Annotated in this window: 17 protein-coding genes; all 17 read left to right on the forward strand. The window is 65.4% G+C overall.

Annotated elements, in window-relative coordinates:
- The first annotated feature begins 31 nt into the window (after nucleotides 1–31).
- The 17 genes from ACMAUO_RS12760 (at nucleotide 32) to ACMAUO_RS12840 (ending at nucleotide 20,145) form a co-directional block, all read left to right on the forward strand.
- Nucleotides 32–1,306: a phage portal protein gene (locus ACMAUO_RS12760; RefSeq protein WP_420358262.1), complete on the forward strand. Its 1,275-nt coding sequence runs from the start codon at nucleotides 32–34 to the stop codon at nucleotides 1,304–1,306.
- Nucleotides 1,290–1,985 carry an HK97 family phage prohead protease gene (locus ACMAUO_RS12765; RefSeq protein WP_420357373.1) on the forward strand — a complete coding sequence of 232 codons (696 nt, stop codon included), beginning with the start codon at nucleotides 1,290–1,292 and terminating at the stop codon, nucleotides 1,983–1,985. Before ACMAUO_RS12760 ends, ACMAUO_RS12765 begins: the two co-directional genes overlap by 17 nt.
- 21 nt (nucleotides 1,986–2,006) lie before the next feature.
- On the forward strand, nucleotides 2,007–3,311 hold the full coding sequence (locus ACMAUO_RS12770) for a phage major capsid protein (RefSeq protein ID WP_420357374.1): 1,305 nt from the start codon (nucleotides 2,007–2,009) through the stop codon (nucleotides 3,309–3,311).
- A 54-nt stretch (nucleotides 3,312–3,365) separates the two neighbouring features.
- Entirely contained in the window at nucleotides 3,366–3,614 is a 249-nt protein-coding gene (locus ACMAUO_RS12775; protein ID WP_420357375.1) for a hypothetical protein, read from the forward strand.
- 20 nt (nucleotides 3,615–3,634) lie between these two features.
- Nucleotides 3,635–4,273, forward strand: coding sequence for a hypothetical protein (locus ACMAUO_RS12780; RefSeq protein ID WP_420357376.1), 639 nt, complete (start codon nucleotides 3,635–3,637; stop codon nucleotides 4,271–4,273).
- An 89-nt stretch (nucleotides 4,274–4,362) separates the two neighbouring features.
- A complete protein-coding gene (locus tag ACMAUO_RS12785; RefSeq protein ID WP_420357377.1) occupies nucleotides 4,363–4,593 on the forward strand; it encodes a hypothetical protein in 231 nt (76 codons plus the stop codon).
- A complete protein-coding gene (locus ACMAUO_RS12790) occupies nucleotides 4,593–5,030 on the forward strand; it encodes a hypothetical protein (protein ID WP_420357378.1) in 438 nt (145 codons plus the stop codon). Before ACMAUO_RS12785 ends, ACMAUO_RS12790 begins: the two co-directional genes overlap by 1 nt.
- A gap of 42 nt (nucleotides 5,031–5,072) precedes the next feature.
- A complete protein-coding gene (locus ACMAUO_RS12795; protein WP_420357379.1) occupies nucleotides 5,073–6,032 on the forward strand; it encodes a phage tail tube protein in 960 nt (319 codons plus the stop codon).
- Between the two features lie 47 nt (nucleotides 6,033–6,079).
- Nucleotides 6,080–6,517, forward strand: coding sequence for a hypothetical protein (locus tag ACMAUO_RS12800; RefSeq protein ID WP_182973552.1), 438 nt, complete (start codon nucleotides 6,080–6,082; stop codon nucleotides 6,515–6,517).
- A gap of 128 nt (nucleotides 6,518–6,645) precedes the next feature.
- Nucleotides 6,646–6,909: a hypothetical protein gene (locus ACMAUO_RS12805; RefSeq protein WP_420357380.1), complete on the forward strand. Its 264-nt coding sequence runs from the start codon at nucleotides 6,646–6,648 to the stop codon at nucleotides 6,907–6,909.
- A 12-nt stretch (nucleotides 6,910–6,921) separates the two neighbouring features.
- Nucleotides 6,922–7,668 carry a hypothetical protein gene (locus tag ACMAUO_RS12810; protein ID WP_420357381.1) on the forward strand — a complete coding sequence of 249 codons (747 nt, stop codon included), beginning with the start codon at nucleotides 6,922–6,924 and terminating at the stop codon, nucleotides 7,666–7,668.
- 2 nt (nucleotides 7,669–7,670) lie between these two features.
- Nucleotides 7,671–12,410, forward strand: a complete 4,740-nt coding sequence (locus tag ACMAUO_RS12815; protein WP_420357382.1) for a phage tail protein — start codon at nucleotides 7,671–7,673, stop codon at nucleotides 12,408–12,410.
- The gene (locus ACMAUO_RS12820; protein WP_420357383.1) at nucleotides 12,410–14,032 is read left to right on the forward strand and encodes a hypothetical protein; all 1,623 of its coding nucleotides are present in this window, start codon (nucleotides 12,410–12,412) and stop codon (nucleotides 14,030–14,032) included. The genes ACMAUO_RS12815 and ACMAUO_RS12820 overlap by 1 nt, the downstream gene beginning before the upstream one ends.
- Before the next feature lies 1 nt (nucleotide 14,033).
- Nucleotides 14,034–14,795, forward strand: a complete 762-nt coding sequence (locus ACMAUO_RS12825) for a hypothetical protein (protein ID WP_420357384.1) — start codon at nucleotides 14,034–14,036, stop codon at nucleotides 14,793–14,795.
- Nucleotides 14,795–15,829 (forward strand): phage tail protein, encoded by a 1,035-nt coding sequence (locus tag ACMAUO_RS12830; RefSeq protein ID WP_420357385.1) that lies wholly within the window; start codon nucleotides 14,795–14,797, stop codon nucleotides 15,827–15,829. Before ACMAUO_RS12825 ends, ACMAUO_RS12830 begins: the two co-directional genes overlap by 1 nt.
- 24 nt (nucleotides 15,830–15,853) lie before the next feature.
- A complete protein-coding gene (locus tag ACMAUO_RS12835) occupies nucleotides 15,854–19,822 on the forward strand; it encodes a phage tail protein (RefSeq protein WP_420357386.1) in 3,969 nt (1,322 codons plus the stop codon).
- Entirely contained in the window at nucleotides 19,819–20,145 is a 327-nt protein-coding gene (locus tag ACMAUO_RS12840; RefSeq protein ID WP_420357387.1) for a hypothetical protein, read from the forward strand. The genes ACMAUO_RS12835 and ACMAUO_RS12840 overlap by 4 nt, the downstream gene beginning before the upstream one ends.

Below are 20,145 nucleotides of genomic sequence, written 5' to 3' on the forward strand. Positions count from 1 at the left end.
AGCATGGATCAAAACGAACCAGGTGATGATGATGAGCATATGGAGGCGGCTTCTGGGGCTGGAGCGCCGGGGCCCCCGCATAGGTCCGGCAGAACTGTTCAGGGATTTCTTCGTGGGGCGGCCATCCCGGTCTGGCGTCGCCGTCACCTGGGACAGCGCCCTGGAAGTGACGACGGTCCTCGCATGCGCGCGGATCATCGCGGAAGACGTCGCCGGCATGCCGCGCGGGGTATACCGCAAAAGCGGCGTCAACCGGATCCCGCTCCCCAACGATCCGCTGCAACTTCTGCTCGATTTCCCCAACGACTGGCAGACCGGCGAGGAGCTGGTCGAGCAGCTTACGATGCACGCTGTGCTTACGGGGAACGGCCTGGCGATCAAGAATACCGTCAGGAATACGGTCACCGGCCAGGACGAGATCCGCGAACTGCTGCCTGTCTTGCCCGGATGGGTCACGATTCAAAAGGTTCAGGACTGGGTCGTATCCTACAAGATCAGCCTGCCGGATGGCGGTGAGCCCTTAATTCTCCCCAGGACAGCAGTTTTCCACCTGCGGGGGCCGTCATGGAACGGGTTCGCGGGCTTGGACATCGTGCGCAAGGCCCGCGAGGCGATCGGCCTTGCGGTGGCGCTGGAAGAGAGCCACGCCAACCTCCATCGCAACGGCGTCCAGGCATCGGGGGTGTTCTCGGTCGAGGGGGCCCTGGACGAGCCTCAATATCGCCGTCTGCGTACGGCGATAGAGCAGCAGCACACGGGGGGCGCTCAATTCAGCCCCATCATCATGGACCGAGGTGGAAAATTCACCCGTGTCATGATGAGCGGGGTCGACTCCGAGCACATTGCCACGCGCAAGCTCCAGATCGAGGAGGTCTGTCGGGCGATGCGGGTTTTCCCGCAGATGGTTGGGCATTCAGACAAGACAGCCACGTTCGCCTCGGCCGAGCAGTTCTTTCTGGCGCATGTGAAATATTCCCTGCTGCCATGGGTAAGGCGCTGGGAATCAGCGATCCGGCGCGATCTGACGACCAGAAGCCGGCCGGACGTCTATGTGAAACACGTCGTTGCGGCGCTGGAGCGCGCCGATATCAAGACGCGCTACGCGGCATACCAGATCGCGATCACTGCGGGCTTCATGCTCCGCTCCGAGACCCGCGAGCTGGAGGACCTGCCCCCAATGCCTGGCCTCGATAAGGCTGTCCTGCCGCTCAACATGAGCGTGCTGGATGAAAACGGCCTGCCCATGCCGGCGTCAGAGACGCCGCATTCCGTTCCTCCGGGAGATCCAAATGCGCCGAGTTCCTGAAACCCGCGATCCTACCGGGAAACCATGGCGGTCCGAGGTGGATATGCGTTTTGAGTGCCGGAACCTCACGGAAGATGGCACTTTCGAGGGCTATGGCTCGGTCTTCAACGTGATCGAGGAAAGCTACGGCACACGCTTCGCGCCTGGCGCTTTCACGGCCAGCCTGGCAGCGCACAAGAAGTCCGGGACGACACCCAAGCTCCTCTGGCAGCACGATCCCACCCTTCCGATCGGCGTTTACACCTCCATGTCGGAGGATAGCCGCGGACTGGTCGTGAAGGGGAAGCTCGTCCGGTCGGTGCCGCAGGCGCAGATCGCGTATGACCTGCTCCAAGCGGGCGCCCTGGACGGTCTGTCGGTCGGCTTCGTGACCCAGTCCTCGGACATGGACCCGCAGACCGGAATCCGCACCATCACGCAGGCAGACCTGTGGGAAGTGTCGATCGTGACCTTTGCGGCCAACCCGGCAGCGCGCGTCGACAATGTCCGCGCAGCCGACCGGATCCGCACGGAGAGAGATCTGGAGAGGTTCCTTCGGGATGAAGGCGGCTTCTCCAACAGCCGCGCGAAGGCGATCGCCTCGCGTGGCTTCAAGTCAGCTTCGGGCTCTCGGGAAGAGAGCGGCGACTTGGCCGGTCTGATGGACAGCCTACGGGCCTGTCAGCAGACCTTTTCGTAACCAGCCAATCAGGAGAGCCAAATGGCTTTGAACCGCACGATGCGGCGTAATGTCGCGCGCCTGGAGCGTCGCGATGCCGGCGGTGGCGCAGAACCCAGCATGTCCGAGATCCGGAGCCTGATCGACGGCATCAACCGGACCTTTTCCGAGTTCCGCTCGCAGAATGACCATCGGATCCGCCAGATCGAGCAACGCGGCTCTTCCGACGTCGTGACGTCGGAGACGGTGGACCGGATCAACACCGAGATCACCCGCCTGTCCGATGCTTTGCGGGAGATGGAAACGCGCGCCAATCGCCCGCGTGGGGCCGGCGGTGGCGATCAGGAGCGCCCCGAGGTCACCGAGCATCGCAATGCCTGGGCTGCCTGGGCGCGGCGCGGCGCTGGCGAGTATGAACTGCGCGGGCTGGAGCGTCGCGCCAATACGACCCTCACGCCCGAAGATGGCGGATTTCTGGTGCCTGAAACCGTCGACCGGAACATCCTCGACATCCTGGGCGACGAAAGCACAGTCCGCGATCTGTTCTCGTCCATTTCGATCGGTGCCGACGATTACAAGCGCCTGGTCGGCTTGCACGGCAGCGGCGCTGGCTGGGTCGGCGAGACCGATGCCCGCCCGGCAACGAACGGCCCCAACTTCGGTGAGACGATCGCCACCTTCGGCGAGATGTATGCCAATCCGCAGATCACCCAGCGGCTGCTCGATGACAGTACCTTGGATCTGGAGTCCTACATCGCGAACGAAATCGCGCTCGCGTTTGCGGAGTTGGAAGGGGATGCATTCCTGTTCGGCGATGGGGCGAAGAAACCGAAGGGACTGTTCACCCAGGCGGCCTCGACGGATCTGGACAAGACCCGGGCTTACGGCACTTTCCAGTCCATCATGACGGGAAACGCAGCCAGCCTCGGCACCGGGACGGCCGCGACGGACATGCTGATCGACGTGATCCATTCGACCCGCACGGTCTTCCGGCAGAACGCACAGTGGATTCTGAACAGGCTTACGCTGGCGACCATCCGCAAACTCAAGGATGGGCAGGGCAACTATCTGTGGCAGCCGTCGGTCCAAGTCGGCCAGCCGTCGACCCTGCTGGCCTATCCGACCAACGAGATGGAGGAGATGCCCGATATCGCTGCGGGCGCCACCCCGCTGGCCTTCGGCAATTTCCAGCGGGCGTACCAGATCGTTGATCGTATGGGCATTCGCACGCTGCGCGATCCCTACACCAACAAGCCCTATGTGGGCTTCTACGCCACGAAGCGGACCGGCGCGGTGGTGCTGGATAGCCGGGCGGTGAAGTTCGTCCGGGTCGGCACCGGCGCCTGATCTCAACCACCTGCCGGAGCGGGCCCGCGCCTGCTCCGGTGAAGGAGACATCGAATGGACGGCAAAGACGAAGCTGGCGGCGCCAACAACCAGGATGCCAAGGCGGCCGCGCCGAAGACCCGCGCGCCCTCGCCCCACCAGGTGTTCCGGGAGCGCGTGCGCCGCGCCGAGGATACCGAGGCAGACATCGCCGAACTGGTCGCTAAGGGTAACGACCCTCGCCGCGCCCGCATGATCGCCCGGGAGAAGAACCGTGCACCGCGCCCCGAAAACCGGGCCAACGGTGCGCCTGAGAACCGGTAGATCCGACAGGTCTGGAAACGATGACCACGATAGCAACTGCGCCTGCACCTGACGTGCCGCTGGCAGCCCTGGATGACCTGAAAGCAGAACTCCAGAATGCCAGCTTCGACGAGCCGGCCCTGATAAACTATCTGCGGCAAGCAAGCTCCATGGCGGCATCCTATATCGGGTCGCCGGTGCTGTTGAACTCATATCGAGACGTTCTGCGGTTGGAGAGATCTCCCCTGCGAGAGATCCTACTCGGCAGGCGGCCGGTCGCGGCGATCGATACCATCATGGCCAATGGACAGGACCTGACGGACGTAGTCGACCCGGACAGCGACCTGGACCCGGACGCTGGCATTTTGCACGCCCCTGCCGGCTGCTGCCGGTGGCACGGACGCATCATAGTAACCTATCGGGCAGGCTATCTAGGCCCCGGCATGGACGCGCCCGACGGGCTGACTGTGCCGGCACTCCCGCCCGATATCAGCCGGGCGGTGCTGATCACCGCCCGCGCCCTATTCCACGCGCCCAGTCGCGGCGATCCGCAACTGCGGTCGGAGAGCGAGCAGGGCGTCGGATCGACGGCCTGGTTAGATCCGGACGGATCTGCGGGAGGCATGCCGGTCGATGCTGCCGCCATACTCACCCCATATCGCGCGGGGGCATGGTCATGAGCTGGCGCGCTGACCGACGGCGCCGGCAGATCCGGGCCAAAGGGCGCCCGATGACCCTCTCGCACCCGAGAAACGCTGGATCTGTCACCGTGACTGCCTACGCCCCTCCCCCGCAGGCCTCGCAATTGGTCGATGGCGTGGCGCGGTCTGCGTTCGTGGCCCAGATCACCGCGGACGAAACCGACGCTGCGGGCTTCATCCCGCAGGAAGGCGATAGCCTGGCGGATGGCGCCAGGACCTACACCCTGACCGATGCCGCCGGGGTCTATGACGGGCCGACCTTGATCGGCTGGACGCTGATCGCGGCGGGAGGCACGTAATGCTTTCTGACACCGTATGGAACGACGCCTATACCCGCGCGAAGGCGGTATGTGAGTGTCTTGGCGTCGATATCGTCGACCCGCTCCTGCAGGACCTGTCGAAACGAGAGGACCCATATTGGCAGTTGCCGATGGGGATTGCCTCCAGCGACCGTCTGGGCATGGGCGAGCCCGAGAACGAAGAAGAAGGCCAGATCGTCCTGGTGCTGATGGTGCCGAGGGGCAGCCTGAGCACGCCGGACGCTCTTGAGCATTGCGGCGCGATGAGCGCCGCATTCCGGGCTCCAGTCGGCGAAACACCACAGCCCTGGGCGCCGGGCCTGTTCTACAGCCGGCAGGACTTCGTGCCTCCGGACCTTGATTCGCCTGGAAACTGGTACGCACTGACCCTGATGGTCAGTTACCGATACCAGTCCGCGCTGGTCCAGAATCCTTGATCCCAAGCCGCCTCCGGGCGGCTTTTTTCATGAGGTAACATCATGGCCTTTACCGGAGCGACGGCCGGCCTTGCGGCCGGCGCGCAGACCAATGACACGCGCCTGGACTATGCGCAGGAAGCGACCTACGGCACGTCCCCGGCCGTGGCCTATCAGGCGCTGCGTATCACGGGTGAATCGCTGGCAATCACCCAGTCCACGTCACGGCCTGACGAAATCAACGGCGTGGCCGAGGCATCCCAGTCGGTCCTGACACAGGTGCAGGCCTCCGGCACCATATCGGGTGCGCTGTCGTCGGGCACGTATGACGATCTGATTGCCGGCGTGATGGGTTCCGACTGGGCTGATGGCGCGATCACGAATGGCGGCATCGGCAAGACCTATACCGTGCGTCGAAAGATCCTGGACAAATTCGTTCTCTATCCCGGATCGCTGGTCAGCCAGGTGCAGTTTCAGTTCCAGCAGGGTCAATACGCGGCCGTCAGCGTGGATCTGTTGAGCAAGAACGAAAGTGTTTCCGACGCCGACATCGCCACGTCCGTTACCGCCCCCACGACCACCAAGGTCATGGACACCGTCGGGAACTTTCTCTCCTGCACGGTCAATGGTGTGGCGCCGGACGGATGCGTCACCCAGGCCACGATCACGCTTTCACGCGATGGCGCCGCCAACGATTACGGCGTGGGCCACGCAGATGCCTGCGGCGTGCGTTCGGGCCGCTTCATGGCGGCAGGCACCCTGGAGTTCTATTTCCGGAGTTGGGCCCAGTATCAGGACGCCATCGCCGGCAATCAGGGCGAGATTGTCGTGCGCGTCGCCGATGCCGCCGGCAATGGCTACGAGCTGAAGTTCCTCAATGCCGCCCTGCGCAGCCCCAAGATCCCGAATTCGCAGTCCAACCAGACTGTCAGGGCCACCTTCACGATCGAGGGCAACCCGGCCGATGCCGGGGGCACCTTCACCATCACCAAGATCGTCCCCGCACCGCCCGTCGGCGGCTGACCGCAACCCGCTGATTTCACCCCTCAATCGAGAGAGTAAAAATTAACATGGCCCGTCTGAGCAAATTTACCCGCCACGCCGACGCGATCACCGACGGCACCGAGGTCGAAGTCGGCCCGAAGTCGGATCGTTTCGTCCTGGTGACACGCGGCATGACCGACGCCTACTCCGACCGTCTGTGGGAACTGCGCCGCCTGGCGACAATCGAGTATAACGCCGGGCTGACGCGCGATGATGTCCGTGCCGTGCCGCAGGATCTGCCTCCCTCGATCGACGACCGCTGCGTTGCCCAGGCCCTTGGCGAAAAATGCCTGATCGATGTCAGGGATCTGGAAGGCGATGATGGCGCCGCGATCACGATCGACGCCTTCCGCGACATGATCACCCGGCGCGAGAATGTCATCCTGCTGCGCCTGACCCTGGAGGCCGTTTCCTCGGTGGGCACCGAGGAAAAGAAGGTGCTGGCGGACGCGGAAAAAAACTGACGGCTGCGCTTGAATGGCTGCTGATCTGGGGGTCCGCCGTCAACAAATATGACGGCAGACGCCCCCCGGATCAGGACTGGGAGGCGCTGGACGGCTGGTCGTGCCGCATCGATCCGGAGCCATGGTGCATGATGCCCTGGCGGTGCTGGCACGAACTGAGCGGGTCACGGGGCAGTTCCACTGAAGGGTTCGGCGCGGGCATGGGGAAAATCCGCATCGTCGCCCAGCCTTCGGCCATCCCGGTGAACGAGATTGATGCCTGGTGCAGAAACCACGGATTGCAACCGTCGCACACCGCCTTCACCCGCCACCTCGTCCTGGCGATGGATCGGCGGTTTCTCGCCATTCGAGCGCAACAGATCAAAAGCGGCGTAGACGCATTCTTCGCCTGACAGGGGGAAATCATGGCACGTCGGGCCTCATCACTCCGCTGGTCCCAGGTCGTGCGCAACCAGATCCACCTCAATACGTCGGCGGCCCTCAACAGCACCGAGCTGCGATCCATGGTGGCCAGGCAATCGCGCCAGTTGCGCGATGATGCGATCGGCGCCGGACAGACATCCGGATCGGTCTACACCACCTACACGGATGGGAATCGAGGCGCAGCAGAAGAGACCGTCCCCCTACAGGGCGGTATCATCCGCTACGTGTTCAGCGAGATCGCGCAGGCTGCGAACTGGGCTCTCTCGGAATGCCGCCGGCGCTCTCCGGTCGGACAGGGAAATTTCCGCGATAGCTGGGTGATCCTGGTGAATGACAAAGCCTGGACGGATGCGCCCGCCAAGATTCCGACCGGGTCGGAAATCTGGATTACCAACACCACTCCCTACTCACGCAAAATCGAGACAGGCGGACAGCGGACACGGATTCCGCCTGGTCTGATCGAAGCTGTGCGGGAGGCCACCATGAAGCGATTTCTTACCGTGAAGGCAGTAAAGGCCTTTAAGCCCCTCCAGGGCGGGAAGGACGCCCGAGGCGAGCCAGTCCCCTACATCCTGCGCTCTGCCGGCGTGGCCTCGGGGCTGACCTGGGACAAAAAGGCCAAGGCCTGGGCCCGAAAGCACGAATCCTACCGCTCGCGCCGGCCTGATCGGCAGGCTGGGCAGCAGCTCCTTTATCCCACGCTGATCCTCACCAATCAAAGGATGTAGTCATGGTTGCGGTCTCTCAGGTCGTCACGAACGAAATCGACAACATCGTCAACGTGACCGACCGGACCGCCGAGGGCGCCGAGAGTGCTGCCAGAAATCTGGATGGCCTGCAGGACAAGGCCGATGCGACGACGCGGGCATTCGAGGAGGTGTCCAGCGCCATGGGCAGCATGGCCTCGTCCGCATCCGGAACAGCGGCGGATCTGCGGCGCGGGTTCGATGGCTCTGCAACGTCCATGCTCCGGATGGGCGCGTCGGTCGATCTGGTCGCGCGCAAGATGATCGACCTACAACGCGCTCAGGACCGCCTCACGCAGGCCCAGGCGCAGGCCAAGACCGCAACAGCGGGCGGCCTGTCGCAGGAAGATGCCGATGCGATCGTAGCGGGCTATCAGGCGCGGGTCGATGGGCTGGAGAGGGAGGTTTCCGCCGCCCGAAAGGCGAGGTCAGCCGTCGACGATCTGACCCAGGCGCATAAGCTGTCGGGCTACCAGATGGGCATCCTGGTGGACGAGGCGCATAAATTCGCCGACCAGATCCTGGCGGGCGGGAGCGCCATGACGGCGGCCTTTTATCAGGCCCCGAACGCGATCCAGACCATGGGCGGCCTGAAGAACGCCATTGGGCTGGTTGGCACCGCCCTCTCGGGACCGGCTGGCCTGGCGGTCGGCGCCGGCGTGGCTGGACTCGCTCTCTTTGAGCTGGGCTCGCACGCCGAAGAAGAGCAGTCGCGCCTGGCGCGGCTGTCGGCGCAGTTGCGGTCCACCCGCGATGACGCGGCCAGCATGGCAGGCACCATCACGTCGGCGTCCGAGAGCCTGAGAAACATGCCCGGCTGGGATGCGGCCGATGCGCGTTCGGCAGCAACCACGATCGGCGGGACCTACAATTTCACGGGCTCGTCCTCGGACATCGTGGACCTGTCGGGCATCGCCCGCGACGCCGGAACCGTATTCGGCAGCCTGGAAGACGGCCTGAAGGCCGTTCAGCAGGCCATGGTCAATCCCACGGCCGAAATCGAGGCGCTGTATAAACAGCATCTGCCCGGCGTCGACGCGGCCTTAGTGACGCAGGTAAAGAACCTCCAGGCGAGCGGGCAGCAGGGCAAAGCCTATGCGCTCGTTATCGGAGAGATCCGTGATGCGACGAAGGGCGCGAGCGAACAGGCCCTGACGCCCTTCCAGCAGTCGCTGGAGAACCTGCACCATGTGCTGGATCCGATCACCAGTGCCGTGGGCAAGCTGGCGTTGAGCATTGGGGCTGATCTTCTCAATGCGGTGACGGCCGTCATCTCGCTGATCCCGCGCGGAACGCCGGTTGCTACCAATGGCCTGGCCGGATCCCAAGTCCTGGATAATTACGCCGCCGGGCAGCACCATTATGGTCTCGGGCAGGTCGATCCGCGCTATTCATACGGCTATGATGTCATGACCCCGCAGGGGAACATCGACGCGGCGCTGAAGAATTTCATGGCGTCGAACCAGCGGGCTGGTGGCAATTGGGACAATACCCTCGCCTATTACAGCGGCAATGCGATCGGCAGCGCTGGGCAGCGGTCCTATAATAGCGCCGTCTACGGCTATGACCCCAACAGCTTGCCATCCGACACGTCGAAGCTGGTGGACCAGGAGGCATCGCGGCTGGGATTATCATCCCGCCTGGTGAATCTCTTCAAGGGAGTGATCGGTCACGAGAGTGGTGGCCATCAATATCAGGATTATGCCGGAACTACGGCGGGAACGGCACAGTCGGTCGCGCATGCCACGTCGGCCTCGGTCATCAGCGATCAGGCATCTGTCATCGGCGGAGCGCCTGCTGATGCCGGGGGATATTCCTCTTCCAGCTATTCCCAGCAGCGCGAGGCGATCGAGGCCTATATCGCGTCCGAGCAAAAACTGCTCGCGACCCAGAAGGAAGGCTCGGCCTCGTGGCAGGAGACCAGCGAAAAGATCACGCAAGCCCGCGTGGAGCTGGCCAATACGCTGTCGCCGCAGGAGAAGATCACCCAGGGCCTGACCGATGGCCTCGATCCACTCCACGCGCAAACCGGCTACTGGCGCAGCATGGCCGAGGTGGTGGCGCAGTTCGACCAGACGGCGCGTGGCACAGGCATTGATCAGCAGGCGCTGGCACAGGCCCTCAGCGCACGTCAGCAGCAGCTCGCCCAGGCATATCAGGATGGGACGGATGCAGCGGAGCGCCAGGCGAAGTCACAGGGGGCAATTGCCGATGCCGCCGGCGGTTCGGCTGTCGCGCTTCAGCACGCGACCAACTATCAGCAGGCATACAACGAGGCGTTGAACGATTTCGGTTCAGCGAAATCCGCCCAGTTCGTAAAGGCCGTTCAGGACCGCACGGCGGCGCTTGATGCATCGGCGGCTGCGCAGATGCGAGCGCAGCAGCTCCAGCAGAATGCTGGCTTGTCAGACAATCTACAGATGATCAAGGCCGAAACGGCGGCGATCGGAGAGAACGCGGATCAGCGCAGCGTCAGCCTGGCCGTCATGCAGGCCGAGCTGACCGAGCACCGAAAATACGGCGATATCCTGCCGCAGGAGGCGCAGGATTACATCGCTCTCAGCGGGTCTGTGGCCAAGGCAACGGCGGATTACCAGCATCAGCAGGAAATCCTGTCGGACGTCACGGGTTCGATTTCGTCCATGGCGCAGACGCTGACTGACGACCTGACGCAGGCATTCGTGCAAGGGTCCGGTGCTGGGGTGTCGTTCAAATCGATGCTCCAGGGGATCGAGACCCAGATCATCTCCCTCATTGCGCGCATGGCGCTGATCAATCCGCTGATGAATGCGATCGACGGCGGCACGCGCAGCACGCTAGGTGATTTCGAGAAAATCCTGAGCGGCTCGTCGTCGGGGACGAATGCGGGCACAGCAGCCTCGGGCTACGGCAATCTGCCGGTGCTTGGTGATTCGTCCACCGCCGACAGTCCGTTCGGCGAAGGCGGATCAACGGTGTCCGATACGGTCGGCAATCCGTTTGGCGACGCGGGATCGGTCAATGTCGGCAGCCTCAATATAGGTTCTCTGTCGTCGAGTTCGTCGTCGTGGCTGTCGTCGGCCATGAAGACGCCCCTATTCGGCACGGCGACGGCCGGAAACCTGCTGGGTGGCATCGGCGGCGGTATGGGCCTGGGATCGGCCCTATCCTCGATCGGCGGCGGCACGTATGGCCTGCTCGGCAGCGGGATCGGGGCAGCGGCAGGCGCTGCTGCGGGCTCGTTCATCCCAGTCATCGGCACGATGCTGGGCGGCATCGTCGGAGGTGGTCTCGGCGGGCTGATCGGCGGACTCTTCTCGAAGACCCATTATGCCTATGACAGCGTGGTGGGATCGGACGGTCAGCTCTCGATCGGCAGCACCCGCACCAAACACTCATCGGACGATGTCACGGCCGGGCTGCAGGACCAGCTCGACAGCGTAAACGATACCCTGTCCAGCCTCGGCATCTCCGTTTCCGACGGCAGCTATGGCGAGGTCGGGCACTACCATAAGGGGAAGAAAAAAAGCACGACCGACCTGTCCTCGCTGCTGGGCGACGTCGACCTCAGCAGCGAGGACGCCACCTTCAACCTCGCCCTACAGGGCGGACTGCCATCCTCGTTTGATTCCGTCGCGACCTATCAAAGCACCCTGACGGCGCTGAAGCAGACAGCCGATGCGCTGGACGATCTGGGCGTGCATGTCACGAAGTTCGACAGCGCCACCCGGGTCACGGTCGACCATATCGACGGATATACCGGCGATCTGGGCACGATGCTGGCGCAGCTCGACGGCAAGAGCATCTCAACCGATGCGCTGACTGCCGAGATCAGCACCCTGAAGGGCCTGCTGGACATCACGGACAGCGGGTCGGAAAGCCTGACCTCACAGGTGGCCGACCTGACGCGCAGTTACCAGAACGCCGCGCAGCAGGCCGAGCAATATGGGATGGATGCCCAGGTCCTGCTGGACAAGGGCAATGCTATCGCCGCGCGGATGATCGCGTCCGCGACGCAGCAGCTCGACCAGTCCGACCAGTCCGTCCAGGCACGCCTGCTGGCAGCCAATGGCGACCAGGAGGGCGCGGATCTGCTGAACCAGCAGGTATCGGCCGACCAGCAGGTCCAACAACTCAAGGATAGCTGGCAGTCCTATCTCGGCGACAGCTATGCGGACAACCAGACCTATCAGAAGCAGATGACAGATCTGGAAAAGACGCTGGCGGCCGAGCGGTTGCAGATCCAGGCCGAGTATAACGGCACTAGCATCGCCCAGCAGAAGCAGTACCTGTCACAAGCGCAGCAATCGGTGACGGCAGTCTATTCCAGCCTCTCATCCTACGCTCAGGGACTGCTGACATCGGATGCCTCGCCCCTGTCGGTACAGGACCAGTTCAGCCTGGCGAAATCCACGCTGGCCACTGACTATCAGGCCGCGCAGGGCGGCGATTACGATGCCCTGTCGCGTATCCAGTCGGAGATGCAGGCTGAACTCAGCTTGGGCAAATCCTTCTACGGATCGGGCACCGATTATGCCCAGCTCGTCCAGCAGAGCATCCAGATGCTCCAGTCGCTGGGCGGGGCCGCCACGGACGTCGTCACCGCAAACCTGGCCAAGCAGCTCGCGCAAAAGGCCGTCGATGCCTCCAATGGCACGACGGATGCGATCACCAGTTTGCAAAAATCGGTAGATGCATTGAAAGCAGCGTACCAACAGAACAGCCGCGCACTGGCGCTCACCTGATGCAGGTTCGTACCGTCGAACTGGATATCGTCCGGCCGGCAGACAGCGCCTCGGCCGCGACGGCACCCGGATATGGCACGCGGCCGCACGGTGTCGCCACCAGCCCATCGGACGCATTGGAGAGCGTGGAAACCCTGCGCTTCTCCGATGCGGGGCTTGTCGATGGGGATCTGGTCTATCCGCCCTATATCTCCGATGCGTTTACGATCGACCGGGGGCTGACCCTGTTGGCCGATGCGCTGGGCGGCGCGCGGTCATTTGGCGCCATCACCCTGTCCAACCCGGGCGGGGCACTGGACAGCACGATCCTGACCCGCATTAACGATCACCTGCCGGTACGGATCCACGCCGGCCGCAAACGCTGGGACGGCACACGCGGGATCTGGGTCGACCCGGCGGCATCCGACCTGGTGCCGGTCTTCGCCGGGCTGGGCCGGGGCTGGCGGCCCGACCGGACCAGCGTTGCAGTCGACCTGCTCGATGCGACCTACTGGCTCGACAATGCCATGCCGGTGACCCTCTATGGGGGCACTGGCAAACTGGACGGTGACGCCAACGTGGCAGGCCGGGCGATGCCCCGCCTGCGCGGCACCGCCTGCAACCTGACGCCAACCCTGATCGACAGCGTCAACTACGTCTATCAGGTCTCGGACGGCCCGGCGGCGATCACCGCGCTCTATGAGGGCGGTTACGCCGGCGGCATCGCGGCCGGGGGCACCGTGGATGATCTCTACGCCACCAGCCCCGCACCGGGCACCTACACCGTCCAGACGGGCAACAATGGCACCTGGTTTCGGTTGGGCACGAAACCGGTCTACGCGATCACGATCGACGCCGTAGGCCAGTTTCGCAGCGGGGCGGCGCCGACGGCCGTGGTCGATATCCTCCGGCAGGTCCTGCTGGAGGATGTGGCCATGCCGGCATCCTGCATCGATGCGGGCTGGCCTGCGGTCTCACCCGCCACACCCTGGCCGGGTGGCTGGTATTGGGACGGCTCGGGCAGCGTGACCGGCGCCGAGGCCGTCAGCACGCTGCTGTCGGGCCTTGGCCTGTCGCTGGTGCCGACGCGGACCGGCACCCTGCGGCCGATCCTGCTGACCGCGCCATCCCGCACCGCCCAGCCGGTCGCGGCGCTGACGGCGGACGTCATCACCGAGATTACCGCAGCCTCGCTCGATGCCTCGCTCGACCCGCCCACCTGGCGCTGGCGGATCGGCTGGCAGCACAATTTCACCCCGCAGCCGGCGGGATCGACCCTGCATCCGCAGATCCCGGCCGACCGTCAGTCGCTGGTTGCCCAGACCGACCGCGCGGCGGTCTGGTGGTCGGGCGACATCAAATCGCGCTGGCGGGTGCCCAACGATCCGGCCCTGATCACCACGGCGCTGGCCAGTGCGGCCGACGCGCAGACGATCGCGGACCGGCACGGCGCCCTGTGGGGCGTGCAGCGCCGGCTATGGGCGGTCAGCGTGCCGCAGGATTACGCCTGGTCGCTCGACCTGGGCGATCCGGTCTGGCTCCAGGCGCCGGCGGTCGGGCTGACCGGGGGCGCCCCCGGCATCGTGGTCGGCGAACAGATCCAGTCGAGCGACCCGTACGTCACGTTCCAGATATTGGTGTGAGATGGAAATTTGTGGTTTCGGCTGGCAGAATCGCGTCCTCGACGCGACGCTGACCGCTGACGCGCAGGCTGCGCGCCTGCCCGTCTCCAACCTGCGCAACCAGCAGGGGGCGCCCAGCCTCGGCTGGCGCACCCCCGGCACGGCGGCTGGCCTCACCCTGTCCCTGTCCGCCGCCGCCCCGCTGCGCGCGGTCAGCCTCCACCGCACCAACCTGACCGCTCTGGCGACGTGGACCGTCACCGTCTCCAGCGGCGGGCAGACGGTTTGGACAACCAACGGCGGCCCGATCGTCGGCGGGCAGTCCGTTGTCGTCGCGCCGGCCACCCTCGCGGGCGACACGGTGCGGCTCACGATCTCCGACCCGACCAACCCTGACGGCTGGCTGGACGTGCCGCTCGCCTATGTCGGGCCGCTCTGGCAGCCGGTGCGCAATTTCTCGACCGACAGCACCACGGGGCGGGCCCTGGGGCAGGACAGCCTGACCTCCCTGGCCGGGACCGAGTTTGTCGATGCCCGCTGGTATCAGCGCACCGCCTCGATCGCCCACCAGTCCCTCGGCGATGCCGACAGCGCCGTGGTCGAGCAGATCCTGCGCGTGGCAGCAACCGGGCAGAACATCCTGTTCCTGCCCGATCCCGGCGCCGACGGCGGCACGCTTGCCCGCCAGGCGCTGTTCGGCCGGCTATCGGGTGCCGACCTGTCCAACCCGTTCGGCGCGGCCGACCGCCACGCCATCACCCTGACCATGACGGAGCGTCTCTGATGGCCTCGATGCTGGCCGATTACGTCCTGGAGACCGCGACCAACCCGGGCACAGGCATCATCACCCTCAACGGGGCCGCGCCGGACCGCAGGACCTTTGCGGCGGCCTTTCCGTCGGGCGGCTCGGTCTACTATTTCGCCGACGACGGCACCCAGGCCGAATGGGGTATCGGCACGCTCGATGTCTCGGGCCCGGTCACCCTGACGCGCACCACCATCCGGGGCACCACGGCCGGCGGCACCGCGCCGCTCAATTTCGCCGGTACCGTCGACGTCTACAACGAGGTGCCGGCCGAAGCCCTGGCGCTGATCGGCGCCGATGGGCTGGCCCGCGCCGGCGACCTGGTGCTGGTCGATCGCGCATGGCTGGCCGACAATTACATCGACCGGACCACGGCGGATCAGGAGTTTGACGCGCTCGGCTGGTTTCCCGCTGGGCTGATCCTCTATTACGCCGGCGCGACGGTGCCGGCCGGCTGGCTCCCCTGCTTCGGGCAGCTCGTCAGCCGCACGACCTATGCCGCCCTGTTTGCCGCGATCGGCACCGCCTACGGCGCCGGCGATGGCGCGACGACTTTCGCGCTGCCGGACATGCGAGGCCGCGCGGCCTTCGCCTTGGACAATATGGGCGGCGAGATCGCCGGCCGGATCAGCAGCGGCGGATCCGGCGTCGACGGCACGCAGCTCGGCGCTGTCGGTGGCAGCGAGCTGACGCAGGCCCATACGCACGACGTCGACGATCCGGGACACACCCACACCCTGACTGATCCCGGCCATGATCATGGGCCCGCCCATGGCGGCGGCTTCGTGGTGCCACAGGGATCGGGCGGCGAGATCGGCGCAGCATTCGCCGGCGGCGGAGACGTCGACGAAAAAGCAACGGCGCGGACTGCTACGGCCACGACGGACGAATCCGTGGACAGCGCAAAGACGGGCGTGACGATCAAATCGGCCGGCGGGGGCAACAGCCAGAACATGCCGCCTGCCATCGTCCTGAACTGCATCATCTATGCCGGCGACGGCGCACCCACATGACAAATTCCGAGAGGCCCTGACGGCATGTCGAAACTGGCAGATTTCGTGCAGGAAACCGCGACCGGTCCCGGCACCGGTCCGTTCCTGCTGGAGGGTGCGCCGGTCGGTCGTCGTCTGTTCTCGGCTGCGTTTCCGTCGGGGGGCGATATCTACTATTTCGCCAGAGATGACGCCCAGGCCGAATGGGGGATCGGCTCGCTCGATGTCTCCGGCCCGATCACCCTGACGCGGACGACCGTCCGGGGCACCACGGCCGGCAGCACCGCGCCGCTCAATTTTGTCGGGACCGTCACGGTCTATAACGAGGTGCCGGCGGAATACCTGCCGCTGATCGGCCCTGACGGCCTGGCGCGCGCCGGAGACCTGGTGCTGGTCGACCGCACCTGGCTGGCCGCCAATTACGCGGATCGTGCCGCGATGCGCGCCCGCTACCGGTCCGCCGGCTGGCTGCCGCCCGGCGTGGTGATGGACTGCGCGGCGCCGGCCGCCCCGGACGGCTGGCTGCTCTGCTACGGCCAGGCCGTGAGTCGGACCGACTATGCCCGGCTGTTTGCCGCGATCGGCACCCTGTACGGCGCGGGTGACGGCGCGACCACCTTTGCGCTGCCCGACCTGCGCGGGCGCCTGAGCATCGGCCTGGACAGCACTGCCCGCCGGGTCACCGCGTCCGGATCCGGCATCAACGGTGCGCAGCTCGGCGCCGCCGGCGGCAGTGAGTTGCTGGCCAAGCACACCCACGGCGCCAACGATCCGGGGCACAATCATATCCTGACCGATCCCGGCCATAGCCATGGCCCGAATCAGGGCAGCGGCTTCGTGGTGCCGGAAGGATCGGGTGGCGAGATCGGCGCGGCCTTTGCGGGTGGGGGCCGGGTCGAGCAGACCGCGACAGCGCGGACGGCGCGGGCAAAAACCGGGCTGATGATCGCTGGCGCAGCCACGGGCCTGACGCTGGCGCCCGCCGGCGGCGGCAACAGCCAGAACATGCCGCCCGCGATCATGCTGAATCGGGTGATCTATACCGGCCTGCGCAGCGGAGGCGTCCTGCCGCCGGACGGCAACGCGGCGGTGATCGCCATCGTCCAGGCGATGTCGGACAGTCTGTGGGCCTATCTCCAGCGCGCCACCGGGGCTGCGGCCACGGCGGCGGGCATGCCCCCGCTCATCACGGCCGAGGGCCTGGTAAAGAACAACCAGTTCGTCGGCGCCGCGCTGGGCGGCTACACCGCCGACGGCGTATGCTCGTCCGAGGGGATCGCGCTCATGCTGCGCGGTGTCGTCTCGGCCTATCTGGCCGACCGCGACCCGGCCAAGCTGGCCTATGCCAAGTTTCTCTTCAACGCCGCCTGCACCTACTTTTTTTACAACACCAAGCCGACGGCGGCGGCCGCGCCGCTGTGGCATCACTCGTGGATGGTCAATGGCGGTGCGCCGTTCGCCGTGCGCGGCCCGCTGGTAGCCAACGGGGATCTGGCCGAGGGTGGCGTGATCGGCGAGGCCGTGGCCTTTACGGCCGGCGTCGGCCAGTTGGCGAGCCCACCGGACGTCGTCTACCAGGTGGTGACCGGCGGCACGCAATTCGTCTGGCAGAACGTGTTTTCGGACATCGCGCCCGACCCGGACACCGGCACACCCACGGGCTCTCTGGTCAATGTTGCCTATTATATCGACAAGGACGGAAACCGGGTCTACGGCACCCAGAAATCCGGCTCGTTCGGCCAGCCGATCGTGCCCAACAGCGGGGAGACGCCCGGCAAGATCGTCCTCGCCGATACCTCGATCAGCGGCACCTGCCGGGCCAATTATTGCGTCACGGTGCCCGACGTCCAGATCGCCTACGGCGAGGTGTATGAGGCCTGGCCGATGTGGCGCAAGATGGGCGCCACCGAGCGCACGGCCGCCGGCGATGCGATCCACTGGCTGGTCGACAGTTTCCGCCTGCTCCAGCAGGCCGAGCCGGATAACGCCGACTGGCAATACGCCCAGGCCCGACTGCTGGATGTCTGGCAGTTGATGTGCAGCCAGGAGAGTGACGGCACCTATATGTTCCGGGCCGGCGCGGACGGGCCCTATAACAACTACCCGCTCACCTACTCCTATGCTGACGGGTTCGCGGCCGATGGCACGACACGGTGGGCAGCCCAGCCGCCGTCTCACTACACGGCGGCGCGCACCAGCGACGGCTATGTGACGTTCACGCTGCCCCTGGCGGACGGCAGCAGCGGGCTGGAGACCCGCAGCGAAATGGCGTTCGAGTGCCAGGCGCTGTTTCTCTCCTGGACGGCCGCCAACGCCGCGATCAGCCTCGATATCGTGTCCTCGGTCGACCAGGTACTGGCTCTGATCTACCGGCCGCATCACGACGCCGGCACGGTCGCGGACAGGTATTCCTGCCTGCTGCCCGTCGGGCCCAGCCATCCGGGGCCCTATTCGGTGCCGATGGTGGCCTTCAAGGCGTTCACCGGTTCGGTCTGGCTGGCGGACCGGGGCTACTACACCTTTGGCTCGATCACGGACATCGTCCGCGCTAGCGCCGCGATGCCCGACGGCAGCCAGATGCTGACGATCCAGATGGACATGACGGCGGCCTATGCCGGGTTCGGCATTTCACGCGCCAATGTCTACCCGTTTGCAACCTGGTCCAGCCCGCCGGGCATCTATTACGCCGCCGCCTCCAACCTCTGGTACTGCGTGCAGGATGCCAATGGCTGGCTCTGGGTGACGCAGATGCCGGCCGCCGGCACGCTCGATGCCAATGGCAAGCTGGTGCCGGCCTGGCGCTGGTTCCAGCCGGATGTCTCCAGGCTGATCCTCAATACGGCGCAGCCCGGCACCGGCGACACGCCAACGGTACCGGCACTCGGCGGCACGAACTATGCCCAGGGGATCACGATCCAGTCCGACACGGACAATCTGGGTCCGCTCTATGTAGCCTATGTCGCGGCCGCGCAACCGGCCCAGCCGCCAACCTCGGAGCAAAATATTGACGTTTTCACGATCCAGTCCACGTCGACGGATGCGTTCACGCTCAAGGTCGGCGATGTGCAGCTCGTCAACGGGATCCGGACGCCGATCAAATATTACGGCTCGGCACCGTTCGGCTTGCAGATCAACGGGCCGTCGCACAGCAACCTGAGCGCGGTGCCGTATCGCGGGCCCTACATTACCGGATACCAGTCGGGCACGCCGTGGATCGATATCGGCAACGGCGCCAAATTGCAGCAGATGCTGCAATTCATGGCCGACGCCCAGGACCAGTTCGCGGCTGCGCATCCCCAGCACCTGCGCGGGCCGTTCGCGCATTGCTACCTGCCGGCGATCTGGGATTCGGTGCAGGTCGGCGCCGTCGATAGCTGGGTGTATGACGCACCCGACGGAAACCCGGCCTGGACGGGCTGGCAGTGGCGGGCCTTCGACGCCATGGCGCACACCTGGCTTCTCGCCCGCCAGAAAGGCCTGGCAGCCGCAGCGCTCGCCGGGCAGGTCGCCGGGGCCTATCTGACCTGGATCTACGGCTGGCTCCGCGACAATCCAGACGCGCTCTATGTGCCGAGCGAATGGGGGCCGCCTGGCTGGACGCAGGGCCAGCCCTGGCCGGCCGGCGGCTATCTCGATCCGCACGGCACGACGCGGGAGCCGCATGACATGGCGCTCTGCCTCAAGGGCGCGATTGCCTGCGGTCTGGCTGGCGCCGATACGGACAAGATCAAATACATCGTCGGGCGCTGCATCAAGATGTTGCAGGCGGTGCAGGTAGCCACGCCCACCGACCCGGTGCGCGGCGCCTTTACCCTCAACCCGGCCGGTTACGAGGTCTACGGGTTCGCACAGGGCGAGATCCTGGACGGGATCAGTCACGCACTGCGCTACCCGCAATTCGTGCCCGACACCCTGTCGGGCGATCCGCCGCCGGCGCCCACGCTCCTGCTCGAAAACGGATCGTCGCTGGTCACCGAGGCCCTGCTGCCCATCGCGCTGGAGGATTTAACGTGAGCGCAACACCCCTCTCTCAATTGCAGGACAGCAGCAACGTCCAGTCGGGCGACCTGCTGCTGATCTCGCGCCAGACCGGCACGGGCTGGGCAAGCTATCGAGCCGCGCTGTCCTATGTCCTGTCCTGGCTCGGTGTCGGCAAGGCCAACGGCGTCGCGCCGCTGGATGGCAATGGCGCGCTGGTGCTGAACAACACGCCGGCGCTGCATGTGGATTCTGCCGGCAACCTGATTCTCGACGTGCCCGTGCCGACCTCGGACCCGGGCGTGAAAAACGCGCTGTGGACACAAGGCGGGGTCCTGCTGATTTCGAAAGGAAGCTGA

This window comes from Gluconacetobacter brunescens (genome assembly GCF_048695475.1).
Classification (GTDB): Bacteria; Pseudomonadota; Alphaproteobacteria; order Acetobacterales; family Acetobacteraceae; genus Gluconacetobacter.